The organism is Helicobacter bilis ATCC 51630, from assembly GCF_000686565.1.
In the GTDB taxonomy this organism is placed as follows: Bacteria; Campylobacterota; Campylobacteria; order Campylobacterales; family Helicobacteraceae; genus Helicobacter_A; species Helicobacter_A bilis.
Genome location: NZ_JMKW01000015.1, coordinates 1 through 24,633, shown reverse-complemented (window position 1 = coordinate 24,633; position 24,633 = coordinate 1). Strand labels below are relative to the sequence as shown.

21 protein-coding genes are annotated in these 24,633 nt (G+C 35.3%); 5 read left to right on the top strand and 16 right to left on the bottom strand.

The window, feature by feature from the left end; genetic code table 11:
- The first annotated feature begins 89 nt into the window (after positions 1-89).
- On the top strand, positions 90-1,508 hold the full coding sequence (locus T368_RS0104085) for a phosphomannomutase/phosphoglucomutase (protein ID WP_004084003.1): 1,419 nt from the start codon (positions 90-92) through the stop codon (positions 1,506-1,508).
- Between the two features lie 180 nt (positions 1,509-1,688).
- Here T368_RS0104085 and T368_RS0104075 read toward each other — a convergent pair whose 3' ends face one another.
- From T368_RS0104075 to T368_RS0104065, 3 genes are all read right to left on the bottom strand, one after another.
- Positions 1,689-2,375, bottom strand: a complete 687-nt coding sequence (locus T368_RS0104075) for an ABC transporter ATP-binding protein (protein ID WP_004084005.1) — start codon at positions 2,373-2,375, stop codon at positions 1,689-1,691.
- 169 nt (positions 2,376-2,544) lie between these two features.
- Positions 2,545-3,339 (bottom strand): 3-methyl-2-oxobutanoate hydroxymethyltransferase, encoded by a 795-nt coding sequence (gene panB / locus T368_RS0104070; RefSeq protein ID WP_004084007.1) that lies wholly within the window; start codon positions 3,337-3,339, stop codon positions 2,545-2,547.
- A 57-nt stretch (positions 3,340-3,396) separates the two neighbouring features.
- Positions 3,397-4,035: a MarC family protein gene (locus T368_RS0104065; RefSeq protein WP_004084009.1), complete on the bottom strand. Its 639-nt coding sequence runs from the start codon at positions 4,033-4,035 to the stop codon at positions 3,397-3,399.
- A 150-nt stretch (positions 4,036-4,185) separates the two neighbouring features.
- On the opposite strand from T368_RS0104065, the gene T368_RS14490 reads away from it, so the two are divergent.
- Positions 4,186-5,562 (top strand): aminoacyl-tRNA hydrolase, encoded by a 1,377-nt coding sequence (locus T368_RS14490; RefSeq protein WP_004084013.1) that lies wholly within the window; start codon positions 4,186-4,188, stop codon positions 5,560-5,562.
- 154 nt (positions 5,563-5,716) lie between these two features.
- On the opposite strand, the gene T368_RS0104055 is transcribed toward T368_RS14490, so the two are convergent.
- From T368_RS0104055 to T368_RS0104005, 10 genes are all read right to left on the bottom strand, one after another.
- On the bottom strand, positions 5,717-6,160 hold the full coding sequence (locus T368_RS0104055; RefSeq protein ID WP_004084015.1) for a DUF2603 domain-containing protein: 444 nt from the start codon (positions 6,158-6,160) through the stop codon (positions 5,717-5,719).
- A complete protein-coding gene (gene argF, locus T368_RS0104050; RefSeq protein WP_004084016.1) occupies positions 6,124-7,104 on the bottom strand; it encodes an ornithine carbamoyltransferase in 981 nt (326 codons plus the stop codon). Before argF ends, T368_RS0104055 begins: the two co-directional genes overlap by 37 nt.
- Before the next feature lie 173 nt (positions 7,105-7,277).
- On the bottom strand, positions 7,278-7,964 hold the full coding sequence (locus T368_RS0104045; RefSeq protein WP_004084017.1) for a tetratricopeptide repeat protein: 687 nt from the start codon (positions 7,962-7,964) through the stop codon (positions 7,278-7,280).
- A 158-nt stretch (positions 7,965-8,122) separates the two neighbouring features.
- A complete protein-coding gene (locus tag T368_RS0104040) occupies positions 8,123-10,051 on the bottom strand; it encodes an AAA family ATPase (protein ID WP_237022140.1) in 1,929 nt (642 codons plus the stop codon).
- Positions 9,975-10,388, bottom strand: a complete 414-nt coding sequence (locus T368_RS0104035) for a hypothetical protein (RefSeq protein WP_027338311.1) — start codon at positions 10,386-10,388, stop codon at positions 9,975-9,977. Before T368_RS0104035 ends, T368_RS0104040 begins: the two co-directional genes overlap by 77 nt.
- 21 nt (positions 10,389-10,409) lie before the next feature.
- Positions 10,410-10,880: a helix-turn-helix domain-containing protein gene (locus T368_RS0104030; RefSeq protein ID WP_004084019.1), complete on the bottom strand. Its 471-nt coding sequence runs from the start codon at positions 10,878-10,880 to the stop codon at positions 10,410-10,412.
- Between the two features lie 103 nt (positions 10,881-10,983).
- The gene (locus T368_RS0104025) at positions 10,984-12,960 is read right to left on the bottom strand and encodes a hypothetical protein (protein ID WP_004084020.1); all 1,977 of its coding nucleotides are present in this window, start codon (positions 12,958-12,960) and stop codon (positions 10,984-10,986) included.
- 35 nt (positions 12,961-12,995) lie between these two features.
- Positions 12,996-13,793 carry an enoyl-ACP reductase gene (locus tag T368_RS0104020; RefSeq protein WP_004084022.1) on the bottom strand — a complete coding sequence of 266 codons (798 nt, stop codon included), beginning with the start codon at positions 13,791-13,793 and terminating at the stop codon, positions 12,996-12,998.
- Positions 13,790-14,686, bottom strand: coding sequence for a 4-hydroxy-tetrahydrodipicolinate synthase (dapA, locus tag T368_RS0104015; RefSeq protein WP_004084024.1), 897 nt, complete (start codon positions 14,684-14,686; stop codon positions 13,790-13,792). The genes T368_RS0104020 and dapA overlap by 4 nt, the downstream gene beginning before the upstream one ends.
- A 216-nt stretch (positions 14,687-14,902) precedes the next feature.
- Positions 14,903-16,741, bottom strand: coding sequence for a hypothetical protein (locus tag T368_RS0104005; RefSeq protein WP_004084029.1), 1,839 nt, complete (start codon positions 16,739-16,741; stop codon positions 14,903-14,905).
- A gap of 92 nt (positions 16,742-16,833) precedes the next feature.
- Between T368_RS0104005 and murJ the strand changes: the two genes are divergently transcribed.
- The 3 genes from murJ to T368_RS0103985 all read left to right on the top strand — a co-directional run bounded on the left by murJ (position 16,834) and on the right by T368_RS0103985 (position 21,195).
- Positions 16,834-18,822, top strand: a complete 1,989-nt coding sequence (murJ, locus tag T368_RS0104000; RefSeq protein ID WP_004084030.1) for a murein biosynthesis integral membrane protein MurJ — start codon at positions 16,834-16,836, stop codon at positions 18,820-18,822.
- Positions 18,823-18,836: 14 nt separating this feature from the next.
- Complete coding sequence (cysS, locus tag T368_RS0103995) at positions 18,837-20,336, top strand: cysteine--tRNA ligase (protein ID WP_004084031.1); 1,500 nt, start codon at positions 18,837-18,839, stop codon at positions 20,334-20,336.
- 328 nt (positions 20,337-20,664) lie between these two features.
- Complete coding sequence (locus T368_RS0103985; protein ID WP_004084032.1) at positions 20,665-21,195, top strand: DinB family protein; 531 nt, start codon at positions 20,665-20,667, stop codon at positions 21,193-21,195.
- 538 nt (positions 21,196-21,733) lie between these two features.
- Here the strand turns inward: T368_RS0103985 and T368_RS0103980 are convergent.
- The 3 genes from T368_RS0103980 to T368_RS16545 form a co-directional block, all read right to left on the bottom strand.
- On the bottom strand, positions 21,734-23,680 hold the full coding sequence (locus T368_RS0103980) for a methyl-accepting chemotaxis protein (RefSeq protein ID WP_027338309.1): 1,947 nt from the start codon (positions 23,678-23,680) through the stop codon (positions 21,734-21,736).
- A gap of 272 nt (positions 23,681-23,952) precedes the next feature.
- Complete coding sequence (locus tag T368_RS16550; protein ID WP_027338308.1) at positions 23,953-24,321, bottom strand: outer membrane beta-barrel protein; 369 nt, start codon at positions 24,319-24,321, stop codon at positions 23,953-23,955.
- The gene (locus tag T368_RS16545; protein ID WP_004084039.1) at positions 24,299-24,586 is read right to left on the bottom strand and encodes a hypothetical protein; all 288 of its coding nucleotides are present in this window, start codon (positions 24,584-24,586) and stop codon (positions 24,299-24,301) included. The genes T368_RS16550 and T368_RS16545 overlap by 23 nt, the downstream gene beginning before the upstream one ends.
- Between the last annotated feature and the right edge of the window lie 47 nt (positions 24,587-24,633).

The following is a 24,633-nucleotide window of genomic DNA, read 5'->3' as shown; positions in this document are numbered from 1 at the left end:
ATGCACATTAACACAAAATTTATCCCCATTTTTCGTAGCTATAAAGCTTTATGCTACAATATGTTTTATTTGAGTTTTAAGGGGAATGTATGTCGATTTTTCGTGAATATGATATTCGAGGGATTTTTGAAGTTGATTTAACAAAAGAAGTGGTAGTAAAAATTGGCTATTTACTTGGAGAAGAGATTAAAAAGCATGATAATAAAGTCGCCATTGGATACGATGCAAGGACACATAGTCCTACTCTCTTTGAATGGCTTAGCTATGGACTACAAGCAAGTGGATTAGAGGTCTTTAATCTTGGCATGATTCCCACGCCTGTTGCGTATTACTGCACTTTTAGCACAGAGATTAAAAGCTCGATTATGATTACAGGCTCGCATAATCCACCGCAATACAATGGCTTTAAAATCACAATCAACAAAGCCCCATTTTATGGAGAACAGATTCAAGCACTTGGCAAAAAAATGGCAAGTGCCAATGTGCCACATATCACACAAAAAGATTCAGTAAAGCTTAATGTTTTAGAATCTTACATAGATTACATGACAAAAGAGTTTGCGATATTAAAAGATTTAAAAGAGACTATTATATTTGACTGCGGTAATGGCGTGGCGGGCATTGCTTTGACAAAGATTATAGAAAATCTAGGCTTAAATACTATTCCCTTATATTTTGAGCCAGATGGCACTTTCCCCAATCATCACCCAGACCCAAGTGAAGAGCATAATCTAGTGGATATACAAAATGCCCTAAAAGCACACAACGCTCATATTGGTATCGCATTTGATGGCGATGCCGATAGAGTAGCCCTAATCTCACAGAATCACAATTTTAAAGGCGATGAGTTGGCTATACTTTTCGCACGAGACATTGCAAAGACTATTACAAATCCAACGATAATAGGCGAGGTCAAATGCTCTCAAGTCATGTATGATAGCATTAATGCGATAGGCAAAAGTGTAATGTATAAAACAGGACATAGTAATCTTAAAGTCAAGCTAAAAGAGTTAAACGCACAGCTTGCATGTGAGATGAGTGGGCATATATTCTTTAATGATAGGTATTTTGGCTATGATGATGCGATATATGCGGCTTTAAGGATTCTGGAGCTAATCTATAAAGAAAAGCAAACTCATAAGAATCTAAAAACGCCCATTGAGACATTAGAAGAAAGCATAAAATCCCTGCCAAAAACTTATAGCACACAAGAAGAGAAAATAAAAACAGATGAAGCACAGAAGTTTCACATTATAGCGAGTTTGCAGACTAGATTGCAAGAGATTCTAAAGGCGCAAAAAGAGGGTAACAATACAGACTTTTCAGCAGATTTTCCCGAGATTGTAGAGATTATTAGCATTGATGGTGTGAGAGTTGTGTTTAAAGATGGCTGGGGGCTTGTGCGTGCGAGTAATACGACACCCACACTTGTTACGCGTTTTGAAGCCTATACAGAAGAAAAACTATCAGCCTATAAACAAGCACTTTTAAGCTTAATCAAGCAATAATGTAAATAAAAGGAATGCAAGATGAAGCAACCCTTAAAAAAAGATATAGAATCTAAAAGCAAGGACTTATCACAGAACGATAACACAAAGTCTAGCCAATCACAAGATTAGTTTAAAGCTTTGCTGTGCTTAAATGGTAGGTTGTTTTAGATTCTAATGATTAAATTGTATAAAGCATATTTATTGAAAAATCACTTCATCATGGATATTTCCATCTAAAAAGTGAATTGCCCTGTGTGCGTATTGTGCCATGTCTGGCTCGTGCGTTACCATAAGGATCGTGATATTCATATCGCGATTTAGTCGTGTTAGAATCTCCATAACTTCATTACTTCTTTTTGTATCAAGATTACCTGTTGGCTCATCAGCGAGTAAAAATAAAGGTTTCATAACGATTGCACGCGCTATGGCTACGCGCTGACACTGCCCACCGCTAAGCTCTCCGCTACTATGATGCGACCAGTTCGCAAGTCCCACCATATCAAGTGCTTCAAGTGCGATTTTTTGCCGCTCTCTTTTGTGCATACCGCGATATATGAGCGGTAACTCCACATTCTCAAGCGCGGAAGTCCTTGATAAAAGATTAAACCCTTGAAAGATAAATCCCATATAATGTCGCCGCAATAATGCCCTTTGTGTCCGTGTAAGCGTAAATACATCAACACCATTAAAATAATACTTGCCCGTTGTAGCAATATCAAGGCAGCCAAGTATATTCGCCATTGTCGATTTACCTGACCCAGAAGGACCCATGAGGGCTACAAACTCACCTTTTTTAATCTCTAAATTGACACCATGCAGAGCTTGAAAAGTATTTTTACCCTTGCCATAAGTCTTTGTTATAGAATCTAGCTGTATGAAACTCACAATTTTCCTTTACAAAATCTTTGATGGATTTAAAAAAACTAAAAAATTTAGCTCGTCATATTTTATATAAAAAATTTCACAAAAATATTAAAATACAACAGCAATGCAAACCTGTATAAAGTCAGTTTCTAAACAAAAAGCATATAATATTGCTAAATTAAAATAAACACTAATAACTCTCACTCTCACTAGGAAAAGCTACATTTTTTACATCATTAGCATAGTTACGCACAGCTTCTTTTAGCATACTTTTACCATCGCAATACTGCCTTACAAATTTAGGCTTAAACGCATCAAAAAAGCCAAAAGCATCACTCCATACAAGAATCTGCCCATCACAATGCACCCCTGCACCAATGCCAATAGTAGGCACTTTCACTGCTTGTGTGATCTTTTGTGCGACATTTGCTTTTACCCCCTCACAAAGTATGCCAAAGACCCCTGCTTCTTGCATAGCAATAGCACTCTCTATCAATTCATTTTCTTCTAATTCATTTTTGCCTTTTACTTTAAACCCACCCTCAAATCGCATGAATTGCGGCTTTAAACCAATGTGTGCCATAACTGCGATCCCCTCACTACAAAGGGCTTTTACAATATCAAGCTTAGTAGAATCTACTTCTATTTTCAGTGCATCAACACTGCATTCCTTATAATATTTAAGCGCATTTTTTAATGCCATTTTCTTTGTCGCATAAGTCCCAAAGGGCATATCTCCAAGAATGAAAGAATGCTTTGCTCCAGCACACACTGCCTTTGTGTGATAAATCATCTCATCAAGGCTTGCACGCAAAGTCTCACTCTCACCGCCAAAACTCATTTTAAGACTATCGCCGACTAAAATCACATCGACTTCACCATCAAAGATTCTCGCCATAAGTGCATCATAAGCCGTGATTGCTACAATTTTTTCTTTACCTTTTTTTGCACGAAGTGTATTTAGCGTTACTTTTTTATTTAGCATTCTTGTCTAACCTTGTATGAATTTTAGGGCTTTATTGTAGCATAACTTTAAATAAAATCAAGTCGTAATAACGCCTATTCCACGAAGCCCAGAAATAATCATTTTCACTCCCATAGCAATGATAAACACAAGGGCTATGCGTGAAAAAATATATAAAATAAGTTTGCCAAATATTTTTTCAATAGTTGCTGCATAATGAAATAATGAAAACATAAATAAGAACGCACACATAATCGCCCCAATGGCAACTAACATGCTTTTATCTTCTGCGATAACAATGATAGTCGCAAGTGTGCCCGGACCCACAAGCATGGGAAATGCCATAGGGATAATGCTTTTGCGGAATAATTCATCAAACTTTAGATTCTGATAGCTTGAAAAATCTTGTATTGTGGAAGAAAAAAGCAGGTTTTTTAAACTCATAACAATAAGGATCAAACCCCCTGCAATACGCACATCATCAAGGCTTACACGAAACAAATATTTCATAATAAAAGACCCGGTAAATAAAAACACAAGCACAATGCAAAAAGCAGTAAAAACGATATTTCTAAACAGCTTTTTCCGCATGGGCTTTTTTACGCCCTCTGTCATTGAGATAAATTGCGGGAGATTACCAAAAGGATTTAAGACTGCAGTTACAGCGATAGCCCCAACAAACAATGCGTGTAAATCAGATTCCATACCGCTAAACATTTTTGCCCTTTATTTCAATAGTCTTGCTATTATATTCTAAAATTACATATTTTCATAGATATGACTTAAGAAAGTGTTAGAATCTATTATTTATAAAAGCTACTTTTATTGTCTGTTATAATTATGCAAGAAAATAACAAAAGGATAAACATGCAAACAATAGCTATCGTAGGTCTGGGCAATATCGGCACAAAATATGCGATGACAAGGCATAATATGGGCTTTTTAAGCTTGTATGCCATCACGCAAATGCTAAATAATCCCTATATACTACACAACTCTTTGGACTATCAAAATACTAAAACTTTACTTGGCGATCTTGAAAGTCTTGTAGATAAAAAAAAGGGCATAATGCAATGGCAAAATCAAAAAAGCATGCAAAGCTTTCAAGCAAAAATTAGCCTTAAAGACTTTGTAGCACCCTTAGAGCATTTTCCATTTTTCTTAACTCAACTCAAATGTCTAAATCCACATAAAAAGCCCTTAGATAGCCTAGAACTACAAAAAAATTTTAGAGAGAAATTAGGAAGTTTATCAAATGAATATGAGATTCTGTGTATCGCTCCAACCACATTTATGAATAGAAGTGGTATCGCACTTCAAAGCATTGAAAAGAAGTGTAATATCGCCCAAATGATTGTTATCTATGATGATTTAGATACTCGTTTTGGGAATCTTAGCTTTCGTTATAAAGGCGGAAGTGGCGGACACAATGGCTTAAAATCAATCCATGAATATGTGAAGAGAGATTATTTGCGTGTAAAGCTTGGGATTGGCAATAATATCATATTGCATGACATGCTAGATTCTCTTGTAGCACATAATACACGAGTAAGTATAGAATCTTTTAGGACACTTTTTTATGAAACCTATTTAGAAAAGCTATGTATGGCAAAAATCTTTAAAACAAAAAGCCCTTTTAAAGTTATGGAATCTAAAATTTTTATGGATAAAAATTTAGACTCTAATGATTTTAATATTGGGTGTCAGCAAATGTCTAGCATGGATTCTAATCCTTGTCATGTTGAATGCAACAAAACATCTAACAAAAATTTTGAAAAAGATATTTCAAATACAACTCAATATAATAAGATTTTAGAATCTCAACCATTTGAGCGGGTGCAGGGCGTAGGGGTGCAAGATAATGAGAATTTAGAATCTACTCAAAGCACAGATTCTATAAATAGCGTTACAACAACACAGAATAAAGATTCTAAAACTTCCACCCCAAACACAAACTTAACACAAAAAATAGATTCTATAAAACAAGAAGACTACGAAGCTATTATGAATCTCTTTTCTTCATATCAAAAAAGCGGCGATAAAGAAGTGGCAAATTATGTTTTATCGCCATTTAATACACATGAAAAAACTCTTTTAGCACCCCTTTTAGCATATAATGGACTAGTTGTTATGGCTACATTATTTGAATGGGCGTATAGAAATCACAATACTCAAACAAGCACAGATTCTACACAAACTCAAACTTTCATGCCCCTTGATCCTTTTTCTGTGCTACTCAAATAGGCTACGCAGCTCTCTTTTTAACGACATAAAGTATAATTTTCTTAATTTTTAGTAACTCTAAGTAAGATTGTTATCATAAAATCTTAACGCTAAGAAACTCATATACACATCGCTTAGTTTATACATGCTTGTAAAATATATAGACAAATATGAATTAAAGCTTAAATATACTATCCAGTCGTAAGAAAAGATTTGGGTGTGCCAACTTAATATTCTTTGCAAATGCCTTTGCATCAATATCTTGAATATTTCCATTTGATTGCTTGTAGGAATGAAACTCATGCAGGGCTACTGCCATTGTATCTTCTAAATCAATTGGCATAAGCTCTCTTATCTCATAACGCAAAAGCATTAAAAACTTCTCTTCATTATGTTGTTGAATATGTCCTAAAAGATTCTGAAGGGCAAATTGTGGCAGGGCGACAAATTCCTTTCCCTCTGTGGTCTTTAGAAACCACGCTTCATTTTCATTAAAACCCCCCTCTACAAACTCAAGCAACCATCTAGCATCATCTAGCTTTGCCATATAGGCTACATTACTCAGAGTTTGCAGGCTTTCTACTAGCTTTTTCTTGTCGTATTTTGTTCGTTTAGCCATACCATTACTCCTTTTTGTGCGTGAAGTCTGTTGTGTGCTTCTTCAATAATCTTGCTTTGTTTCCCATCAATTACTTCTTCACTTACCTCTAATCCACGATATGCGGGCAGACAATGCAAGAAAATCGCATTTTCATGTGCCAAAGACATGATTTTAGAATCTACCTTATAATCTTTAAAGTCCCACATACGCGTCTCTTTTTCGTTCTCTTGCCCCATTGATACCCAAGTATCTGTTGTGATAACATGTGCGTCTTTTGCAACACTAAAAATATCATCAGTGATGACTATTTTTGCACCACTCTCTTGTGCGTTTTTCTCTGCGATTTCTACAATATCCTTGCTAGGCATATACTTCTTAGGACAGGCAAGTCGTATCTCAAAGCCAAGCTTGGAAGCAAGCATAAGCCATGAGTTTGCCATATTATTCCCATCGCCAATATAGGCTACAATGGGCTTTGCGATACTATTTTTTGCTCCCACATCATGCAGTATAGAATCTGGCACAAATATACCGCATTCAATCATAGTGAGATAATCTGCTAAAAGCTGCATAGGGTGAAACACATCGCTAAGCCCATTAATCACAGGCACACTTGAAAACCTTGCAAACTCTTCTAGCCTCTCGTGCATGTGCGTTCTCACCATAATCATATCCACCATAGAGCTAATAACAGCCGAGCTATCGCGGACGATTTCCCCTCTGCCAAGCTGTAATTCATTATTTGACAAAGAGATTCCAAAGCCGCCTAACTGATAGATCCCCACTTGAAAGCTAACGCGAGTGCGAGTGGAGCTTTTCTCAAAAATCATTGCAAGGGTTTTGCCCTTAAGATATGGTGTCGCAATACCATTTGTATATTCAGTTTTAATTTTTATCGCAAGTGCAAGCATTTCTAGAATCTCATGCTTTGTAAAATCATTGATAGTTAGAAAATGTCGCATGTTTATCCTTCATATCGCAATAAAGTAAAAGTGTAATATTACAATAAAACGCCAGAAAAATAGCTTTTTATAGAGAATTTCAGCTTATCACTGGATTTTGTGTTTAGATTCTAAAGATTCTTACCATCGTTACATTTTTGTGCCGTGTCATGAAGTGTTTTATCCAGCATGTTTTAATCAAACACATTTTTATCTTGATAAAGTGAGGGGATTCCAGATTGATTGAGCTCTTTGTAGGAATCACAACCTTTTTGCATACCCATATCGCATGCCTTGCCATAAAACTCTTTTGCAAGCGATAGATTATGTGCTAAGGCTTTTCCTGCTTCATGTAAGTTGCCAAGTGTGAAACAGGCATTAGGATACTTTAATTTACATGATTTTTTATAGAGTGTAGCGGCTTTTTCATAGTCTTGTCTTACACCTTTGCCATGCTCATAAAAGTTGGCATTCATAAAACATGATGGGGCGTGTTTTTTATCACATGCTTTTTCAAAATATGGCATTGCCTCTACAAAATTATTATTCTGTGCTTTATATAAGCCGATAAAGTAGCAACCATTCATATCTTTTTTGCCACATGCTTTTTCAAAATAGGACATTGCTCGTTTTATAGAATCTGCATATAAAAATATTTCGCCTATCACGCTACATTCATTTTTTGCCTTGCATTCATCTAGGGTTTTTAAGCCGATTTCAATGACGATTTTACATGATTCTGCATTTTTATTAAGGCATTGTTGCGTATGGACTTCCCAAGTCTCTTTGCTGAAATTCTTTGGGTGTTCTGTGCGTATGGAATCTAGTATATTTGCAAAACACACAGAAAATGTAGCCATCACAAAGAATACAAAACGCATAAAACCCCACTTTTGCCGAAATATTCTGTGAAATTTTACATTATTTCTCTATAAAATAAACTTAAAATAAAATATATATGTTTAGTAACTATTTGTTAGCTTTTATAAAACTACATTTTAATCTCGCATAGAATCTTAAGATTCTGTGTTTTATATTTTTAAAGATTTTTTAGTAAATGCTCTAAAACTTTATAAAAGTTATCTTTTGTGGTTTTCTCTAAACGCTCATCTTTTGCATTTTCATCATCTTTTGCCCATAGAATATGCTTTTTAAACGCTGATGATATACCACTACTTTTCTTTTCTAAACCATATTTTTCATAATCTTTTTTGCTGAATAGAGATTCTATCTCTTTAAATTTAGAATCTATTTCGCTAAGTTTAATAATATCTAGCTTATCATAACCCTTTTCTTGCTTTATGCTTTCAATCTCTTTGCTTGCTTCATCGGAATCTACGAGCAAGATAGGATCTTTACATTGTCCCATAAGCTTTTCTAATACAATGGCTTTTTCGCTAGAATCTTTACCTAAACCACATATTGGCAAAAATACAATATCTAACTCTTCATTTCTCTCTTTTTGCAATAAAAGCTTAAAGGCGCTCAAATAGTTGTAATCTGTAATGCCCTCTACAAAAACAAGCCTTACATTCGGTGGATAGAATACATGCATATCTACACCAAATGCCCTTTTAATCTCTAAAAATGTATCTGTATCGCTTGATTGTATGCGTGAAAAGTCATTTTGTATGCTAACGCCTTTTAGCTCTTTGTCTTCACGATTTTTAATGATTCTTACTTCATTTAAAAAGTCAGAATCTATCCAAAATAAATCATGCGTTACAATCACAAAGGTGATCCCATTCTCTTCGCCATATTTGCGTAAAAACTCCGCACACTCTTTCCTTGCCTTAGGCGAGAGATTGTGTGCTGGTTCGTCCATTAGCACAATATCCCCACTTTTTAGAATCTTGCCATTTAAGAGATTAAAATATAGGTTAAAAAACCACTTAAAACCTGTGGATTGCTGCTCTAGGATTAATACATCACGATCGGTTACACCTTCTCCATTAATTTTGTAAGCGGCAAAAGAGATTCTATGCTCTTCTAGTCGTATCTCAAAATCATATCCATTCTTATCATTTTTCCCAAAGAGTTCATTAAACCTTTTTGTTACAATATTCTTAATCCTCTCATTTATGACTCTTTCTTGGTTGCTTAAAAAAGCTGGGGTGGTTTTAGCTTTTTTATACGCATTAAGGACGCTAAACATTGGCTGATTAATCGCATTAAACAAAGATTGGAAAAATCTACTTTCACTAAGCTTATCAAGTGAAACAATTAAATCATCATTCTTAAATTCATCTGTCATATCATTGTAGTTAAAGATTTGGGGTAAAAAGAGAGAATCTTTACTCTCACTTTCTATTGCACTATCTTCAAACACTTCCTCTAGCACTTCATCTACATTTTCATATTTTTTTGTTATTGTAGGATCTTTTATGTTTTTGGGGATTATGAAATCAAATTCTTTCTCCCACATATCATCATCTTCTTTCTTATATTCTGTGCTTACTTTTTGTATAAAATTCTGCATTTCTTTATAGGCTTGTATCATTTTGTCATAATCTTTGCTAGATTTTATATTATTCTTAATAGTTTGCCATTGCTCTCGATATGTATCTTGTATACAACTAAAAATACCATAATCATCAACCTCCAGCTCAAATTCCTCTATAATGTTATTAGCCGATTCTAATAGCTCATTATATGCTTGCTTTATATCATTTTGATATTTTTCCTTAGCTTTAAGAATCTCAACACTATTTGTTTCCATATTTTTTAGCTTTGAATAAATTGCCAATAACTCTTTTTCAGTTTTACTCTCTTTTGCCTTATTAGATAGGTCTAATATCTCTACTTTCTTGGAGTCAAAGTCCTTATTGTCTAATAGGGTCTTTGTGTAGATTCTAATAGCCGCTTTTAAGGTTTCTTTATTATTACAAAACTTATATTGCATCTCGCCATTTTGTTGTTGCATTGTCGCTAAAGTATGAGAGACATATTTTGCCCCCCCCCCCCCCATTGTTTGTCGCTGCTGCTTGTGTATAATCTCTTAGCATAAGATTTAAATCTGGCTCACAAGCTTCATAATTTGAGAAATTAGGGAAGTCATTCTCATTAAATGTAGTTTCATCTTTAAAAGCAAATTTATCTATGGCTCCACTTACATTACTCTTACCCGTGTTATTCTCACCAATAATAGTTACTAAACCGCCATGATGATCGCCCTTATAGCTTGTATTTAGGACTAATTTCTCTAGCTTATCGCTTAAGTTATAATTAGAATCCATTTGACTAACGCCGATATTTTTGAAGTTTTTGATTACCAAAACTCTTTGCTGTGTTTCTTTCTTTGCCATAATATGCTCCTTATAATAAAATTAAAGTTTTAAACCAAGACTTTCATAAAGCTTTAAAAGTGGTTGTAAAAACGCCTTGCTTTCATCGCTCAATGTGTCTTTTTGCAAAAGTTCATAACATGAAATAAAATAGCCAAGTAAGTCATCAAAGCGATTAGATTCTAAAAGCAGGGTAATGAAAGCATCTTTTTGTGCGTTGCCTGTGATTGCCACTCTACCCATTGCCATGCTGCCTTGCAAATCTCTCTCTTTAAGTCTTAAGATATTTTGCGTGATATAGATAAAGACATTTTTCGCGTTGATAAACTCATTTTGCGTAATGTAGTTAAACAATGCGATATAACTAGAATCTAGATTTTCTAACGCATTTGTCTCATAAGATTCTATATGCTTATAGAGTGTAGGGCGTGATATATCTAGCATGTTTGCTAAATCTACAATCTTTATGCCTAACTCCCGCAGGCGATCTCTTAATGTGCTATTTTTATCCATATTATGTCCTTTATGTTTGAAATCTTAGCACGCTTTACATATATTGTCAATATAAATGTAAAATATTTTTACAAAAATAGTAAAAACTTTACATTATTAGCTATCAAGGTTTATTACAATCTGTTTGTATCCATGTAGATTCTATCTCGTTATAGTCTTGTTGTAGGCAAAAATTTAGGCTTTGCTTATTTAAAAGATTTTCAAAAAGTTTTTCATACATGAGTGGATATTGCTGCTTTTTGTGATAGAGAGAATCTATTTGCGTGCTATGTGTAAGGGCTTCATGCCTTAGATATTGAAAATACTCATATTTATGATAAAAAAGTGCTAAAAAATAGAATATAAATATACATAAAGTTGCAAATAAAAGCATTTTTAGGAATGAACGCATACTATAAAATGCCCTTGCATAAAAGTGAATATAAGCTGGTTTTGCGCGGATATACTCTAATGCAAGTAGTTGCAAACATTCTTTCAAAGGCAGATTAAATAGGCTTACAATGTCCTTAAAATCTAGCAATAAATCCGCCTTACCGCTAAAATCACAATAAAAAATCTCACCAAAATCCTCAATCAATGAGTAATAATTCTGCAAGGCTTCTGTGCGGTCTAGCACAATGCTTATGGTTAAAAAGCCCTGTGCGTAATGGCATAAGGCATGTTTGCTAGAATCTTGAAAAATGATGGTGTAGCGTTTTAAATGCGGGTAGAGTGTGAAAAGCGATGAAAACATTTCAAGTGGGTTTAAGCATAGAATCTTGCCTGAATACTTTAGGGCATAAGATTCTAGAAGTTCGCTCTTTATCGCAAAAAGCTGAAAGTTAAAATGTGTTTTGTTTTGATTCTGTAAGAAATATTTGCATTCATAGTTGTAAGGTATTAATCCATTGCTTTTTGCTTTTAGTGGCACGATGGAATCTAGCATATTTGGGCTTTTTAACTCGCTTTTTTCAATGTCAATATTACTTGCTTCTAATGAGTTTAGCGGCAGGATTGTATAATACATTCTCATACTTTTCTTGCGATGAAATATATTTGCTAGTGGGTGTGGCTTTGTGTGATTGCTATTTAATTGATCTAATGTGATATAGGGCTTTTTTAGGGCGTGGAGCAAGGGGATTAGATTTGCTTGAGTTAGATTCTGTGTGGAATGGATTGTATCTTTTGTGCTGGGATTTTTATTTGTTGTTTGTGTGTATTGTGTGGAGTATAAATTTCGTGTTAAATCTGCTTGGGGCTGGGAGTTTAGGGCATGATTTTTGGAATCTAGGTTTTGTGCTACTTGTGCGGATACTGAACTTTGAGACATAGAATTTATAGAATCTAGATTTTGTTTATTGTCATTTTGAGCGTTAAGCAAAAAATCTGTTTTAGATTCTATATTATATGTTTCGCTACGCTCAACATAACAAGGTGGTTTAGAATCTAGATTCTGTGCTGAATTTGGGTGGGCTGCGGGGTTTAGAGCGTAATTTTTAGAATCTAGATTCTGTTGTAGCTCTATGCTAGATATTTCCCTTTCGCTTTGCTCAAGGTCAATATGACAAGCTGTCGTATTGAAATCTAGATTCTGTGTTGATTTACTTATGGAATCTTGCGATTTGCTGACACTAAGGCTAGGTTTTAGATTTTCCCTATTTTGTACCACTACACCCTGCACCCACCCATTTGGACTAGACTCTAAATTCTCTGTTGTTTGCGTGATAGCTGTATTCTGTAATGTGGAATGTATAGAATCTAAACTTTCATTATTATTTAAACTAGCACTCAATCTTAAGTCGTAATTGCTAGATTCTAACTTCTCATTATTATCCTTAGAATCACTTAAGCCTTCGAAACTCATGCTAGATTCTAGACCTGTTTCATTTTGTGCTACATAAGGCTGGATAGATTCTATAGCGTCTCTCTCGTTATTGTAGGCAGTATTACATGCAGATTTTTTATTTGGTGTAGAATTATTAGTATCTAAAGAAGTCTTTAAATGCGGATATAAGTCAATGTAAGTATAAGTAGCAATATGCGTATGCCAAAAGTCCTTAAATGCCCTATACTTGCGTATAATTGCATTCAATACCTGCATTATGCACCCAAAATACACACTTTAAAACTTCAATCTTACACGAAAGTTGTGCCACCATCAATGACGATTGTCTGCCCTGTTAGCCAAGAGCTTTGCGTATTATCACAAAGAAAGAATGCAGCCCCCGCTAAGTCATTTGGCGTTCCCATTCTTTTTAATGGACTTTGTTCTTCAACCTTTGCTTTTACCTCATCATAATCTGGAAAAGCTTTTAGTGCGTCTGTGTCAATAGGTCCGCCACTCACTGCATTTACGCGGATATTAAACTCACCTAAGTCTTGTGCGGCGTATTTTACCATTGTTTCTACCGCATTTTTAGAGTTGCCATGCCCTGCATAGTTTGGCATATAGACAAGATTCCCTGTGGAGCTAAGTGTTACAATATTGCCACCGCCTACTTTTTGCATACGCCTAACCGCCTCTTGTGCGCCAACGACAAAGGCTAACACGGTTGCTGTGTAAATATTATTTAACCCCTTAGGCTTTAAACGCATAAATGGCGCAAACCCACCGACAACACTTCGTCCATAAATAATAGCATTTGATATAAAGAAATCCACTCTATCAAAATCTTTATCAATCTGCTCAAATAGCCCTACATACTGCTCTGGCTCTAATACATTAAGCGGATAATATCTTGCTTTGATTTGATACTTAGATTCTAAATCTTGTGCGATTTTTTGTGCTTCCTCTTCATTCTTATTATAAGTAAAAGCTACATTCACACCCTCTCGTGCAAAGCGATAAAGAATAGCCTTGCCGATACCTCGAGTAGCACCACTTATAACTAGAGTCTTGCCTTTCATGTATTCACTTGTCAGTTGTTCTTTCATTTTTGCACCTCATAATGTTGTAAAGTTTTCTCAAGCAACGCTTTGCATTCCTTGCTTGGCTCACACAATGGCAGTCGATATTCCAAAGTAGGGATAAGCCCCTGCAAAAACATCGCCGCTTTAATCGGGATAGGATTGCTCTCAAAAAACAAAGCTTTATTTATACCATAAAGTTTATTAGAAATAGCTAAACTCTCATCATTTTTTTGCTCTATTGCAAAATGACAAAGGTTAGCAATATCTTGTGGGAAAATATTGCCCGTTACTGATACAACGCCACTTCCACCACTGCATAAAATCCCATAATTAAGCGCATCATCACCACTTAAAACATGGAATCTCTTCTGTGAATCAGCCTCTTGCATATTCATAAGCGAATACACTTTATCAAGCATACCGCTTGCTTCCTTAATTGCATATATATTTTTCACTGATTTAAAAAGCCTTATCGCTGTTTCTACCTCGATATTACAGCCTGTGCGTGATGGGACATTATAAAGCATAATAGGTATATTTACAGAATCTGCTATTGCCTTATAGTGTCTATAAATGCCCTCTTGCGTGGGCTTATTGTAATATGGGGCAACTGATAATATGGCATCTGCACCACACTTTTCTGCAAATTGTGCTAATTCTATGGCTTCAGTCGTATTATTGCTCCCAGCCCCTGCTAATACCTTTATGCCTGTGTTTTTACATGTCTGCACGGCAATTTCTATACACTCTTTATGTTCGCTATGACTCATAGTAGCACTCTCACCAGTTGTGCCTGCTGGCACACATGCGTCCATACCATATTTGATTTGTCGCTTGATAAGATACTCGTAAGTCTGCGTGTCTATCTTTCCATTCTTAAATGGGGTGATTAATGCACTCATCGCACCTAATGGCATATATTCCTCACTTTTCATAGGCAAATAGTCATTATGATACCTAAAAAATGTTAGAGTTTTGTATATTTTTACTTTTTCTTTGTTTTGTATTAGCTTGTGTGATTAAAGATTGTAAAATCATCATAATCATTCAGTGTCCTATTGCTTTAAGACAATTAATAAAGGCAAAGTCAATCTTGAAAGCAATATTTAACACTTTAACTAACTCTGTTTGTCTTACTGCCCAATCTTTTCCATTACGCCATCATCATTAATGGCGACTTCAAACATTTCAGAATCTTGAGGAAAAATTTTGTTCGTTGCTGGTGGGAAATGTCGTGTTAAAATGATTTGATTGCTATCTTTCCAGCTTGATTCTGTCGTGAGTTTTGCAATGCCTAGCATTTTTTCTATCATTTTGCCTTTTTGTGTGTTTTCTGTGCGTAGCTTTTGTAGCTGTGTTGCCATATCTTTTTGCTCTTTTATCTGTCGCAATAAAAGCACATAGAATCCTAGCGTTTTCTTTGTCTCTGCATCAAGCTCAAAGCCTTCCTTTTTACTTCTGTCAATAACAGGTTTTAGATTATCAATGATAGGTTTTAGCTTTTGTGTTTTATCTGCTAATGCCCTGCAAAACGCTACGCGTGCGTTAATATCATCTTTTAGAAGTGAGTCTAGATGAATGATACTTGAGAGTTTTTCTCTATTCTCAAAATTAGCAAAGACATCGAAGCTTATTTGATTTTCATTGCCATTAATCGCTTTTAGATGAAGTTTCTCACAAAATTTAATATGCGTATTAGAATGCAGGTTAGATACCACAATGCTATCGCCTACAATCTTTGCACCTTGTGCATCAAGCACATTAATGCTTCCACCATAGACCTTGCCACTCTCTAGCTTATCGATATCAGCTTCCTTTGCATATAAGATTCCCTTATGGATATTGATACTTGCTTCATCGGCATACATAACTGCACTTTGATGTGTTTGCCCATTAATTGTTAGTTTTTTTGCTTTAATGATGACTTTTTCGCCAACCGTGCCTTTGATATTTACCACTTCAGCTTCAATAATCGCACCATTTTGCACCGCATCTTTTGTCTTGTCTGGGCAGTCAATATCTACTTCTGCCATCTTTTCAACACCGCCCAAAATACTATTTGTGCGACCAACTTGCTGAAAAGTGCCTATATCAATAAGCCTTAATCCAGTCTCTGCAAACTCTACAATACCATGTCTATCTGCTTCGTATTTAACGACTTGACCTTCTTCTACTTTTCTTATGCCATTACCAGCTTCAGGTGGGGCTTTATACCTAAATGTCCCACTTTCAAACTCTTTAGAATCTCCCTTGCCATCTTCATGTTTTGGTGTATTTAAATGCAAGTTTTTCATATCTATAAATTCACCTTGCAAGTTTCTACCAGAAGTAGGTATGGAATCTTTTAAGAAAAAGCCGATAGGATCGCCCTCTGCAACCGCATAAAGTGCGTTTGGCATGGGGCTTTTATAATTTTCTCTACACCATTTCTCTTCTAAAAGATTTGTAAAGCCTTGTTTTTTAATATCTGCTTTTGAGCGTAAGAATATAAATCTTTTCTCTTCCATAATCGTGCATGGTGGCGTAAAATTCTCACTTATAATCTTATCCACACGCATTTTTATCTGCTCTACGCTTGTAATAATAATGTCTTTTTGTATAAGAAATGCGGTGATATAGTCAGCAAGTTGAGCCTTATATTGCTCCCTATCATCGACAAAAAAGCCTTCTTTTAAGATTAAAACAGCTTCTAAATGGCGATAACTAAAAGCAAAATTTAACTTTGAAAAATCATATTCTTTTGGTGTGATTTCAATATCAAATGTTTGATAGATTTCATCACTTGTTTGATTATAAGTTTCTTTAAAAAAGGTTGGGGCTAAAACTTTATCATCTTTTTTTAACATTGTATGTGTATGTGCAACATGAAAGCTACAATCATTAAAACTCAATTCAGAATCAGCACAAAACTGCGTAAGCTCCCTAACCCAATCACGCACACCTTTGAGTTTCTTTTTCGCAAAAAAAGTCATTGCCTTAACCTTAAAATCAAATTTTGTTTGTTACAATAGTTATCCCAAAAAATATTGCATATTCTACTATATTTTTGTAAAGAGTATAAAAAATGTTAGAAAAACATTCAAGCGAAAACATTAAAACGATAGACAACAACAAACAATTTAATAGAAAACAAAACAGGCTTAAACGATTTTTTCTTACCAACGCTTCTGGAATCTTGTGTTCTCGTGTATTTGGATTTTTGCGTGATGCCATTCAAGCAGCAGTGCTTGGGACAAGCATTTATAGTGATATTTTCTTTATTGCCTTTAAGTTTCCAAATATGTTTCGGCGTGTTGTGAGTGAGGGGGCATTTGTGCAAAGCTTTTTACCATTTTTTCTTAGTGCGAAGAAAAAGGGGGCATTTAGTGTGAGTATTTTTTGGATTTTTCTTTTTTTCATTCTCATTTTAAGCATACTTGTTATGTGGTTTGCCCCTTTTATTACAAAGATTCTAGCATTAGGTTATGATGAAGAGAGGATTAATCTTGCTATGCCACTTGTGCGTATCCACTTTTGGTATCTTATATTAATTTTTATTGTAACTTATCTAAGCACACTACTGCAATATAAAAATATCTTTTGGGTCAATGCCTATAATACCGCACTTTTAAATATTGCTATGATTGTGGCTATGCTGCCTTATCAGTTTCAAACGAGTTTAACCGAAAAAGAACTCTTTCAAGCAGTGTATATACTAAGCTATGCGGTCCTTATTGGCGGTGTGTGTCAAATACTCATTCATTTTTATCCGCTTTATAGGGCGGGATTATGGAAGTTGCAGTATATTGGTATGCTTTCACTCAAAAAATGGTATAGAGATTCTAATATGACTATAAGTTTTAGGGGGATAAGATTTGGGCATAAAGATTCTATTGCTTGTCATGTTGAGCGTAGCGAAACATCTAGCATAGATTCCAAAGATTCTACTTTAAACCACGCAAACAATATGGATTCTAAACAGAATCTAGAATCTAGTCAAAACACAAATAGCACCACTGCGGAAGCATCTAAGATTCTAGAATCTACAAAAGTTGAAAGTATAGATTCTAAAAAAAGCATAGATAAAAATTCTGCGGAAGTATCTTTGAGTGATTTTTGTAGTTTTCAAGGTGGAGGCGAAGGGGGTTACCTAAAGGTAAGTGAGCGAGCCTTGAGCGAACAATCCACTAAAAGCACCAAAACAAGGCAAAGCCGCAGTTTCTTTAGTAAAGAGACAACGCAGAATCAAAGATTCTATACAAAAGCAAAACATAATGTCTTACGCTTACTTGCTGACATTAAAGCCTTTTTTAAAGCATTTTTCCCTGCTATGCTTGGGGCTTCTACCGCACAAATTATTGCTATTATTGACTCTAGTCTTATCACACTTTTGCCAAATTCAGATGGAGGCGTTAGCACACTAAACTTTGCAAATAGAATCTTTCAGCTACCTTTAGCCATCTTTGCTATTGCTATCTCTAGTGCATTATTCCCAACCATTGCAAAGGCGATTGAGCGAAAAGATGAAAAGATAGCTTTAGCGAATCTAAAAACAGCTTTTTGGTTTCTATTCATAACGCTTTCTATTTGCACGCTTGGTGGCATTATGTTGAGTAATGAAATCGTATGGCTTTTGTTTGAGCGAAAAAACTTTGTAAGAGAAGATACCCTGCAAGTTGCATGGGCGTTTATCGGCTATATGGCAGGACTCTTAGCCTTTGGCTTAACGCGGATTTTCTCCCTCTGGCTTTATGCGAAAAAGCAACAAGCAAAAGCGGCAAAATACTCTGTCATCGCACTTGCGGTTGGCACGCTGCTTTCTGGAATCTTTATTTTTTTCATGCGATATTTTAGTATTACAGATGGCATACTTTGGGAATTGCGTTATTTTATAGTTGCACTGGCTGGGAGTATCGGTGGTGTTGTGCTTTTTGTTTTCAATATAAAAGCATTTGGGATTCACAATTTTTTAGCTATAATCTCGCATAAAAAATACGCCTTTTACCTACTTTTAGCGCTTGGCGTAACATTTAGTATATTACAAATTTTCAAGCAATTTTTTCACATTACATAACACTAAGGAAGACAATGAAAGTTTATGATTCAAAACATAGAGATAAAATAGATCTTGTTCCGCTTAATTCAAATGAAATACGCATGTATATATGCGGTCCGACGGTCTATGATGATGCGCATTTAGGACATGCTAGAAGTGCTATTAGCTTTGATTTACTCGCAAGATTCTTAGAGACAAAGGGCTATAAAGTCATAGTCGCTAAAAACTTCACAGATATTGATGATAAGCTGATTAATAAATCCTTTCAAACTAAAACTCCACTCAATGAACTAGCAAAGCATTATATCGATAAATACTTGCAAGATATGGAATCTTTAAATGTGAGAAGAGCCCACTTTGAGCCTCGTGCAACAGAGTTTTTAGAATCTATGTCAAATTTTATAGAATCTTTACTGCAAAAAGATATAGCCTATCGTTTGCCTAATGGAGATATTTGCCTTGAAGTGAGTAAAGATAAGAGTTATGGCACATTAAGTAAGCATTTAGATGATACAGATTCAGTGCATAGAGTTGAGGTAGAAGAGGGCAAGAGAGATCAAAGGGACTTTGTATTATGGAAAGCATACAAGGGAGAAAATGATATAGGCTATGAAAGCATACTAGGTAAAGGCAGACCCGGTTGGCATATTGAATGTTCTGCTATGATTGATTCTGTATTAGCATATAAAGACAAGGAATTTTGCATTGATATACATGCTGGTGGGCAGGATTTATTCTTCCCACATCATGAGAATGAAGCCTCACAAACTCGCTGTTTGCATAACAAGGAGCTTGCGAAATATTGGCTACATAATGGCTTTGTTACCATTAATGGTGAGAAAATGAGTAAGAGTCTAGGAAATAGCTTTTTTATAAAAGACGCATTGAAAGTATATCATGGCGAAATACTGCGTAACTATCTCATAGGCACACATTACAGAAGCCCACTGCATTTTAATGAAGAAGATTTATTGCAATCAAAAAAAAGGCTTGATAAAATATATCGCCTTAAAAAAAGGCTTGGTTATGAAAAAGATTCTATACCTAAATTTTTACCATTTTCTAATGACACAGATTCTATAAAAGCAAGTGAATGGGAAGAGTTTTTTAAGCCTTATATGAGTGAGATTCTAAAACAAGCTACAAAAGATTTTAGTGAAAAGTTTTTAGAATCTCTTAGTGATGATTTAAATATCTCACTTGCTTTGAGTGTAATTGAAGAGTTCATAAAAGAGGCAAATGAGCGACTTGACACACAGCCAAAAGATAAAGCCTATAAGATAAAAGCAAAGGCAAATCTAGCATTAATCGACTTTGTGCTAGGACTTGGGACTTTAAGTTATAGCGAATATTTTCAGCTTGGTGTAAGCGATGAAGAAAAGCTAAAGATTGAAACTCTCATAAAAGAGCGACTAGAAGCAAAGGCAGCAAAAGACTTTGTAAAAGCAGATTCTATACGAAATACTCTAGAAAATATGGGTATAGCTATAATGGATAAAAGCAAAGAACACACAGAATGGGAGAAGTTTTAGGTTTTGTTTTTCTAAATTAAGTATTCTGTGAAAAATTCACAAATATTTTTGAGTTTTCATGCAGAATAACAAACATCAGTTTTAATCGTAATGTTTATATAACAGAATCTCTGTTTGCAAAATAAACAAATCAAGGTGGCATTATGAATATTTTTACAAGGTTATTTAAGGTTGGCAAAAAAGTTTAGAATCTGTGGGTTAGATATGATTCTAAGCTTTGCATTGCTTTGTTTAAGTGATTTTAAAGATTCTATAAATTTATACAATATTAATTTTTTAAAAAAGCTTCTAGGATAGAATACGGCTACAACAACCTAAAGGAGAGAAGATGAAAGATATGCTGATATTACAGGCGAGATACAATCAAATGGCGGATAGAGCGATGTTTGCAGTGTTTAATGATATGGTGAAAAATGGCAAAAAAGATTTGCTTTATAAAGATTGCGGCTTGTTTTATAAAAGCATTATTGGCACTGCGGCTCATAGCCTTTGCGGGAGTATTGGGCTGTTTTTGGGGCAATTTAGTGCATTTGCGTGGCAAAAACCAAATAAATTAGAATCTTTACTGCAACATTTGCAGCAAGACTTTACGCTTAAAGATTCATTATTGCAGGATTTAAATGCCCTTCAAACACTTCAAGATGACACAGACACAGCGATGATAGAGCTTATCACAAATATGAGTGATTTTAATAAAGTGGAGACTTTGCATTTGGGGCAAAATCTCTCTTTTAGCAAAACAAGGGCGCATTTAATCCTTGCGTTATTAAATCACGCTACACATCATCGCGGACAGATTGCAGGTGCGCTTGATATACTTGGTGTTGAAAATGATTTTGCCGGAATGCTAGGTATGTAGATTAAATATGTAGGGCAAATGTGGAAAATCAAGTGAGCGTGGGAAATCAAGCAAGTGCGTAGATTCAAGCATACAAAGAAATAGGCTTTGTAAAACCTAACACAAAGCCTAGAATCTCATCGCTTAAACCACTCAAAATATAAGAATCTAGCCTTTCATTTTACTTTCCAAAGTTTTAAAATCTATCCCAAAACTTATACAAATCCATATAGATTCATAAATCACCCCAACTTTTGCCAAACACTTAGAAGCGGGTGTTCTTAACGCAAACCAAGCAATTCTAGCTCACACAAAAAAGTTTTTTGTTTAATCTAATGCTTAAATTTAAATCCCTACCCCCAAATGACTTAACAAGATTCAAGTAAATATGGCGAGTTATTTAACTAAAATTTTATTCCACTCTACTTTGGGATTTTAAGGCAGTTATTTTATACCGCTACAAAAAATAGAGTTTTTGGAATAAAATTTCTTGCTTGTAATTCAACAAAGATTCCTAAAATCTTAGAATCTTAGCCTACAAACACAATACCCCAAAGCCCTAAAACTTCTTCATATTTGCATCTTGTAAAATATCTTGTGCGATGTGTTCTACACCTAAGCTAATCTCTTGCGTCTTATGTGCGGTTTGCGTGTTATGACTTGTTATCTCTTCTAGCTCAACAATACTTTCATTAATATGCTCAATACCCTCCATTTGCACCTTAATGGACTCGCCCATATCATTAATGCTTTGCACAAGCAAATTCACACTTGCCCCTATCTCGCCAAGACTCTTTTGTGTGCGTTCAGCCAAGTTTCTCACTTCATCGGCTACGACTGCAAAGCCCCGCCCGTGCTCCCCTGCCCTTGCTGCTTCAATCGCTGCATTTAGTGCTAAAAGATTAGTTTGATCAGCAATCTCTGCGATAAATCCTAGAATCTTTTTAATATCATCGCCTTGCTGCACCACTTCTTGCGCCTTACTATCAACACCCTGCATAGATTCTGTAATCTCTCTTACCGCATTTGCCGTCTCTTCTAGCGACTTACTTTGCTTCTGTGTGCTTTCACTCATCGCCATTACAGAATCTTCTAGCTCTTTTGCCTTAAGATTTAGCGATTTTGCAAAATCAAGGCTAGTAAAAAGCATTTTGCGTATCTCTTCGCCCAAATACCCCACACCTTCATTCATCGCTTGAAGTTCGCCTTGCAGATTCTGTGCCGACTCACTCTCTTGCTTTTGGAAGTCATTGTCTGCATATCGCTTCAAAATCACAAGCACACGCGAGACATTCTCATCAAGGGAAGTTAGCATTTCATTAAACAGCACGCCAAGCTGGGTTAATTGCGGATTGTTCGCATTTGTCTGTATCTGCAAATGCAAATGCCCCTGCTTGATACTCTCAACCGCTTGAAAAAAGTCTTCCAAACTCTTTGTATCCTTTAAGAGATTCTGCTGAATCGTCTCTACATTTTCATTAATCACTTCTGCCATTTCTTGAAACTCATCGCTGCTGCGGAGTTTCAAAGGATTCACACTTTTTTGCTTGCGATTTAAAAAGTCAAAAAACTCTAGCAAACTCTTTTTAATGCGTCTAATGGGCTTTAGCAAATACGCCAAAATCACATAGAGTGCGACAACGAGAATAAGGGCAAAAATGCCTAGCATAATGAAAATAGGCTTGTTGTTTTGACTAAGCTTATCGGCAATGCGAGATTCTGGGATAATGGAGCAAAGCAGCCATTGCGTTTGAGATTCTACCTTGCAAGTTGCGATATTAGAATCTAGTTTAAAAGTCGGTGTGTCCGCGCTAAAGCTACTTTTTATCGCCTTAGAAAAATCATCACTTTGCAAAATCTTACTCTCATCATTATGGCTGACATAATTGCCATTTTTGTCTATGATGATAATCTCTTGTTCGCTTGTATTCTCATCTTGTGCGTGGATATAGGCATTGAGTGATTTTAGGGCAATATCGCTACTAGCCACACCGATGAATTTACCATTTTCAATCAGTGGGGAAGCAAAGCCAAAAACTGGAATCTTATATGAGTTTTGTATCCACGGCTCACTTAGCACTTCATCTTTAAGTGAATTTTTAGGGATTTGATACCAACTTCTTATGCGGGGGTCATAGCCATCTTGTGGGTATTGGTGTTTGCCATTACCCCGTAGCATTCTCCCGCTAGATTCTATACCGATATAAGTGAGATTAAAATCGCCAGATTCTTGGATAAGGCGGAGATTTTGTGTCATTTGAGATTCATTTAAGCCACTTGCAAGGGCTTCTTTTGCGAGTTTTTGAATTAACCGCTTTTTCTCATCAATATAGACATCTATGAGATTTTCTAATTGCGTTACTTGCTTTTCTTGCGTCTCATACTCAATGAGTGTAATGGTCTTTTGTGCGTTAAAATACACAAACCACGCCAAAATGCTAAAACTCACAAGCACCATTAAAGTCGTGCTAATTGATACCTTTGCGTTGATTCCTAGTTTTGTCATTGAGTAGCCTTTTATATTATGATAAACAAGTAAGCGTAAATATCATACACAAAAAAACAAAAAGTTGTCTTTTTTATAGCATAAAAGCATTGTAAATATGTATTTTGTGTATTTTATGCACTATATATTGTATATTGCAATGCAGGTTTATTATGCCATTTTATTGTTTGATAAGGAAAGCTTGCGTTGATAATCTGACAAAATAGCAACGCAATCATAAATAAGGATAAATGCCATGACAACATGGCGAAAAGTGAAGTTAGATAATAAATCTAGAATCTATACATATAACGCGCAACAAATGAGAAAGTCTCTTTTGAATAATATTCGTTTTTATCGCCATCACTATAAAGATATGTGCCAGTATGTGCCTCTATAAATGGAATCTTACCAAGCACTTCTATCACATGCTCATTTTGAGTCCAACGCACACCAATATTTAATGCCATATCAAATGCTAGTGAGTTTTGATTACTAGAGCTACCCCACCAATACCATGAGTTTAGCCAATACACACCGCCTAATTGCAAACCAGCTATAACGCCTAGATTCCCATCAGCAACATTTGTAATGTTATATATCACATCAGCACCAACTCCAAATTGCATAACATAGAAATTAGCCCCCACTAAAGAGTGCATAACCACGCGCACCCAAACTATTACTAAACCAATATTCATAACCACCAAGCACACCATACGCTGCAGTTGTATAGTTGTATTTAGAAATATTTCTATTATATGGATTGTTCCAATGATACTCATTTTTCTGTTGCAAAAGCGAAGTCCCAGCCTGCAAACCAACAAAACCACCACTTTTTTCCTCTTTTAATCCATCGGCATAAGCCATACTAGAAATAAGTGCCAATGATAAAACACTTGTCTTTATACTCTTTTTAAATCCCATGATTTCTCCTTAAAATTTGTAATGAAGTTGGCATTCTACAAAAAAAA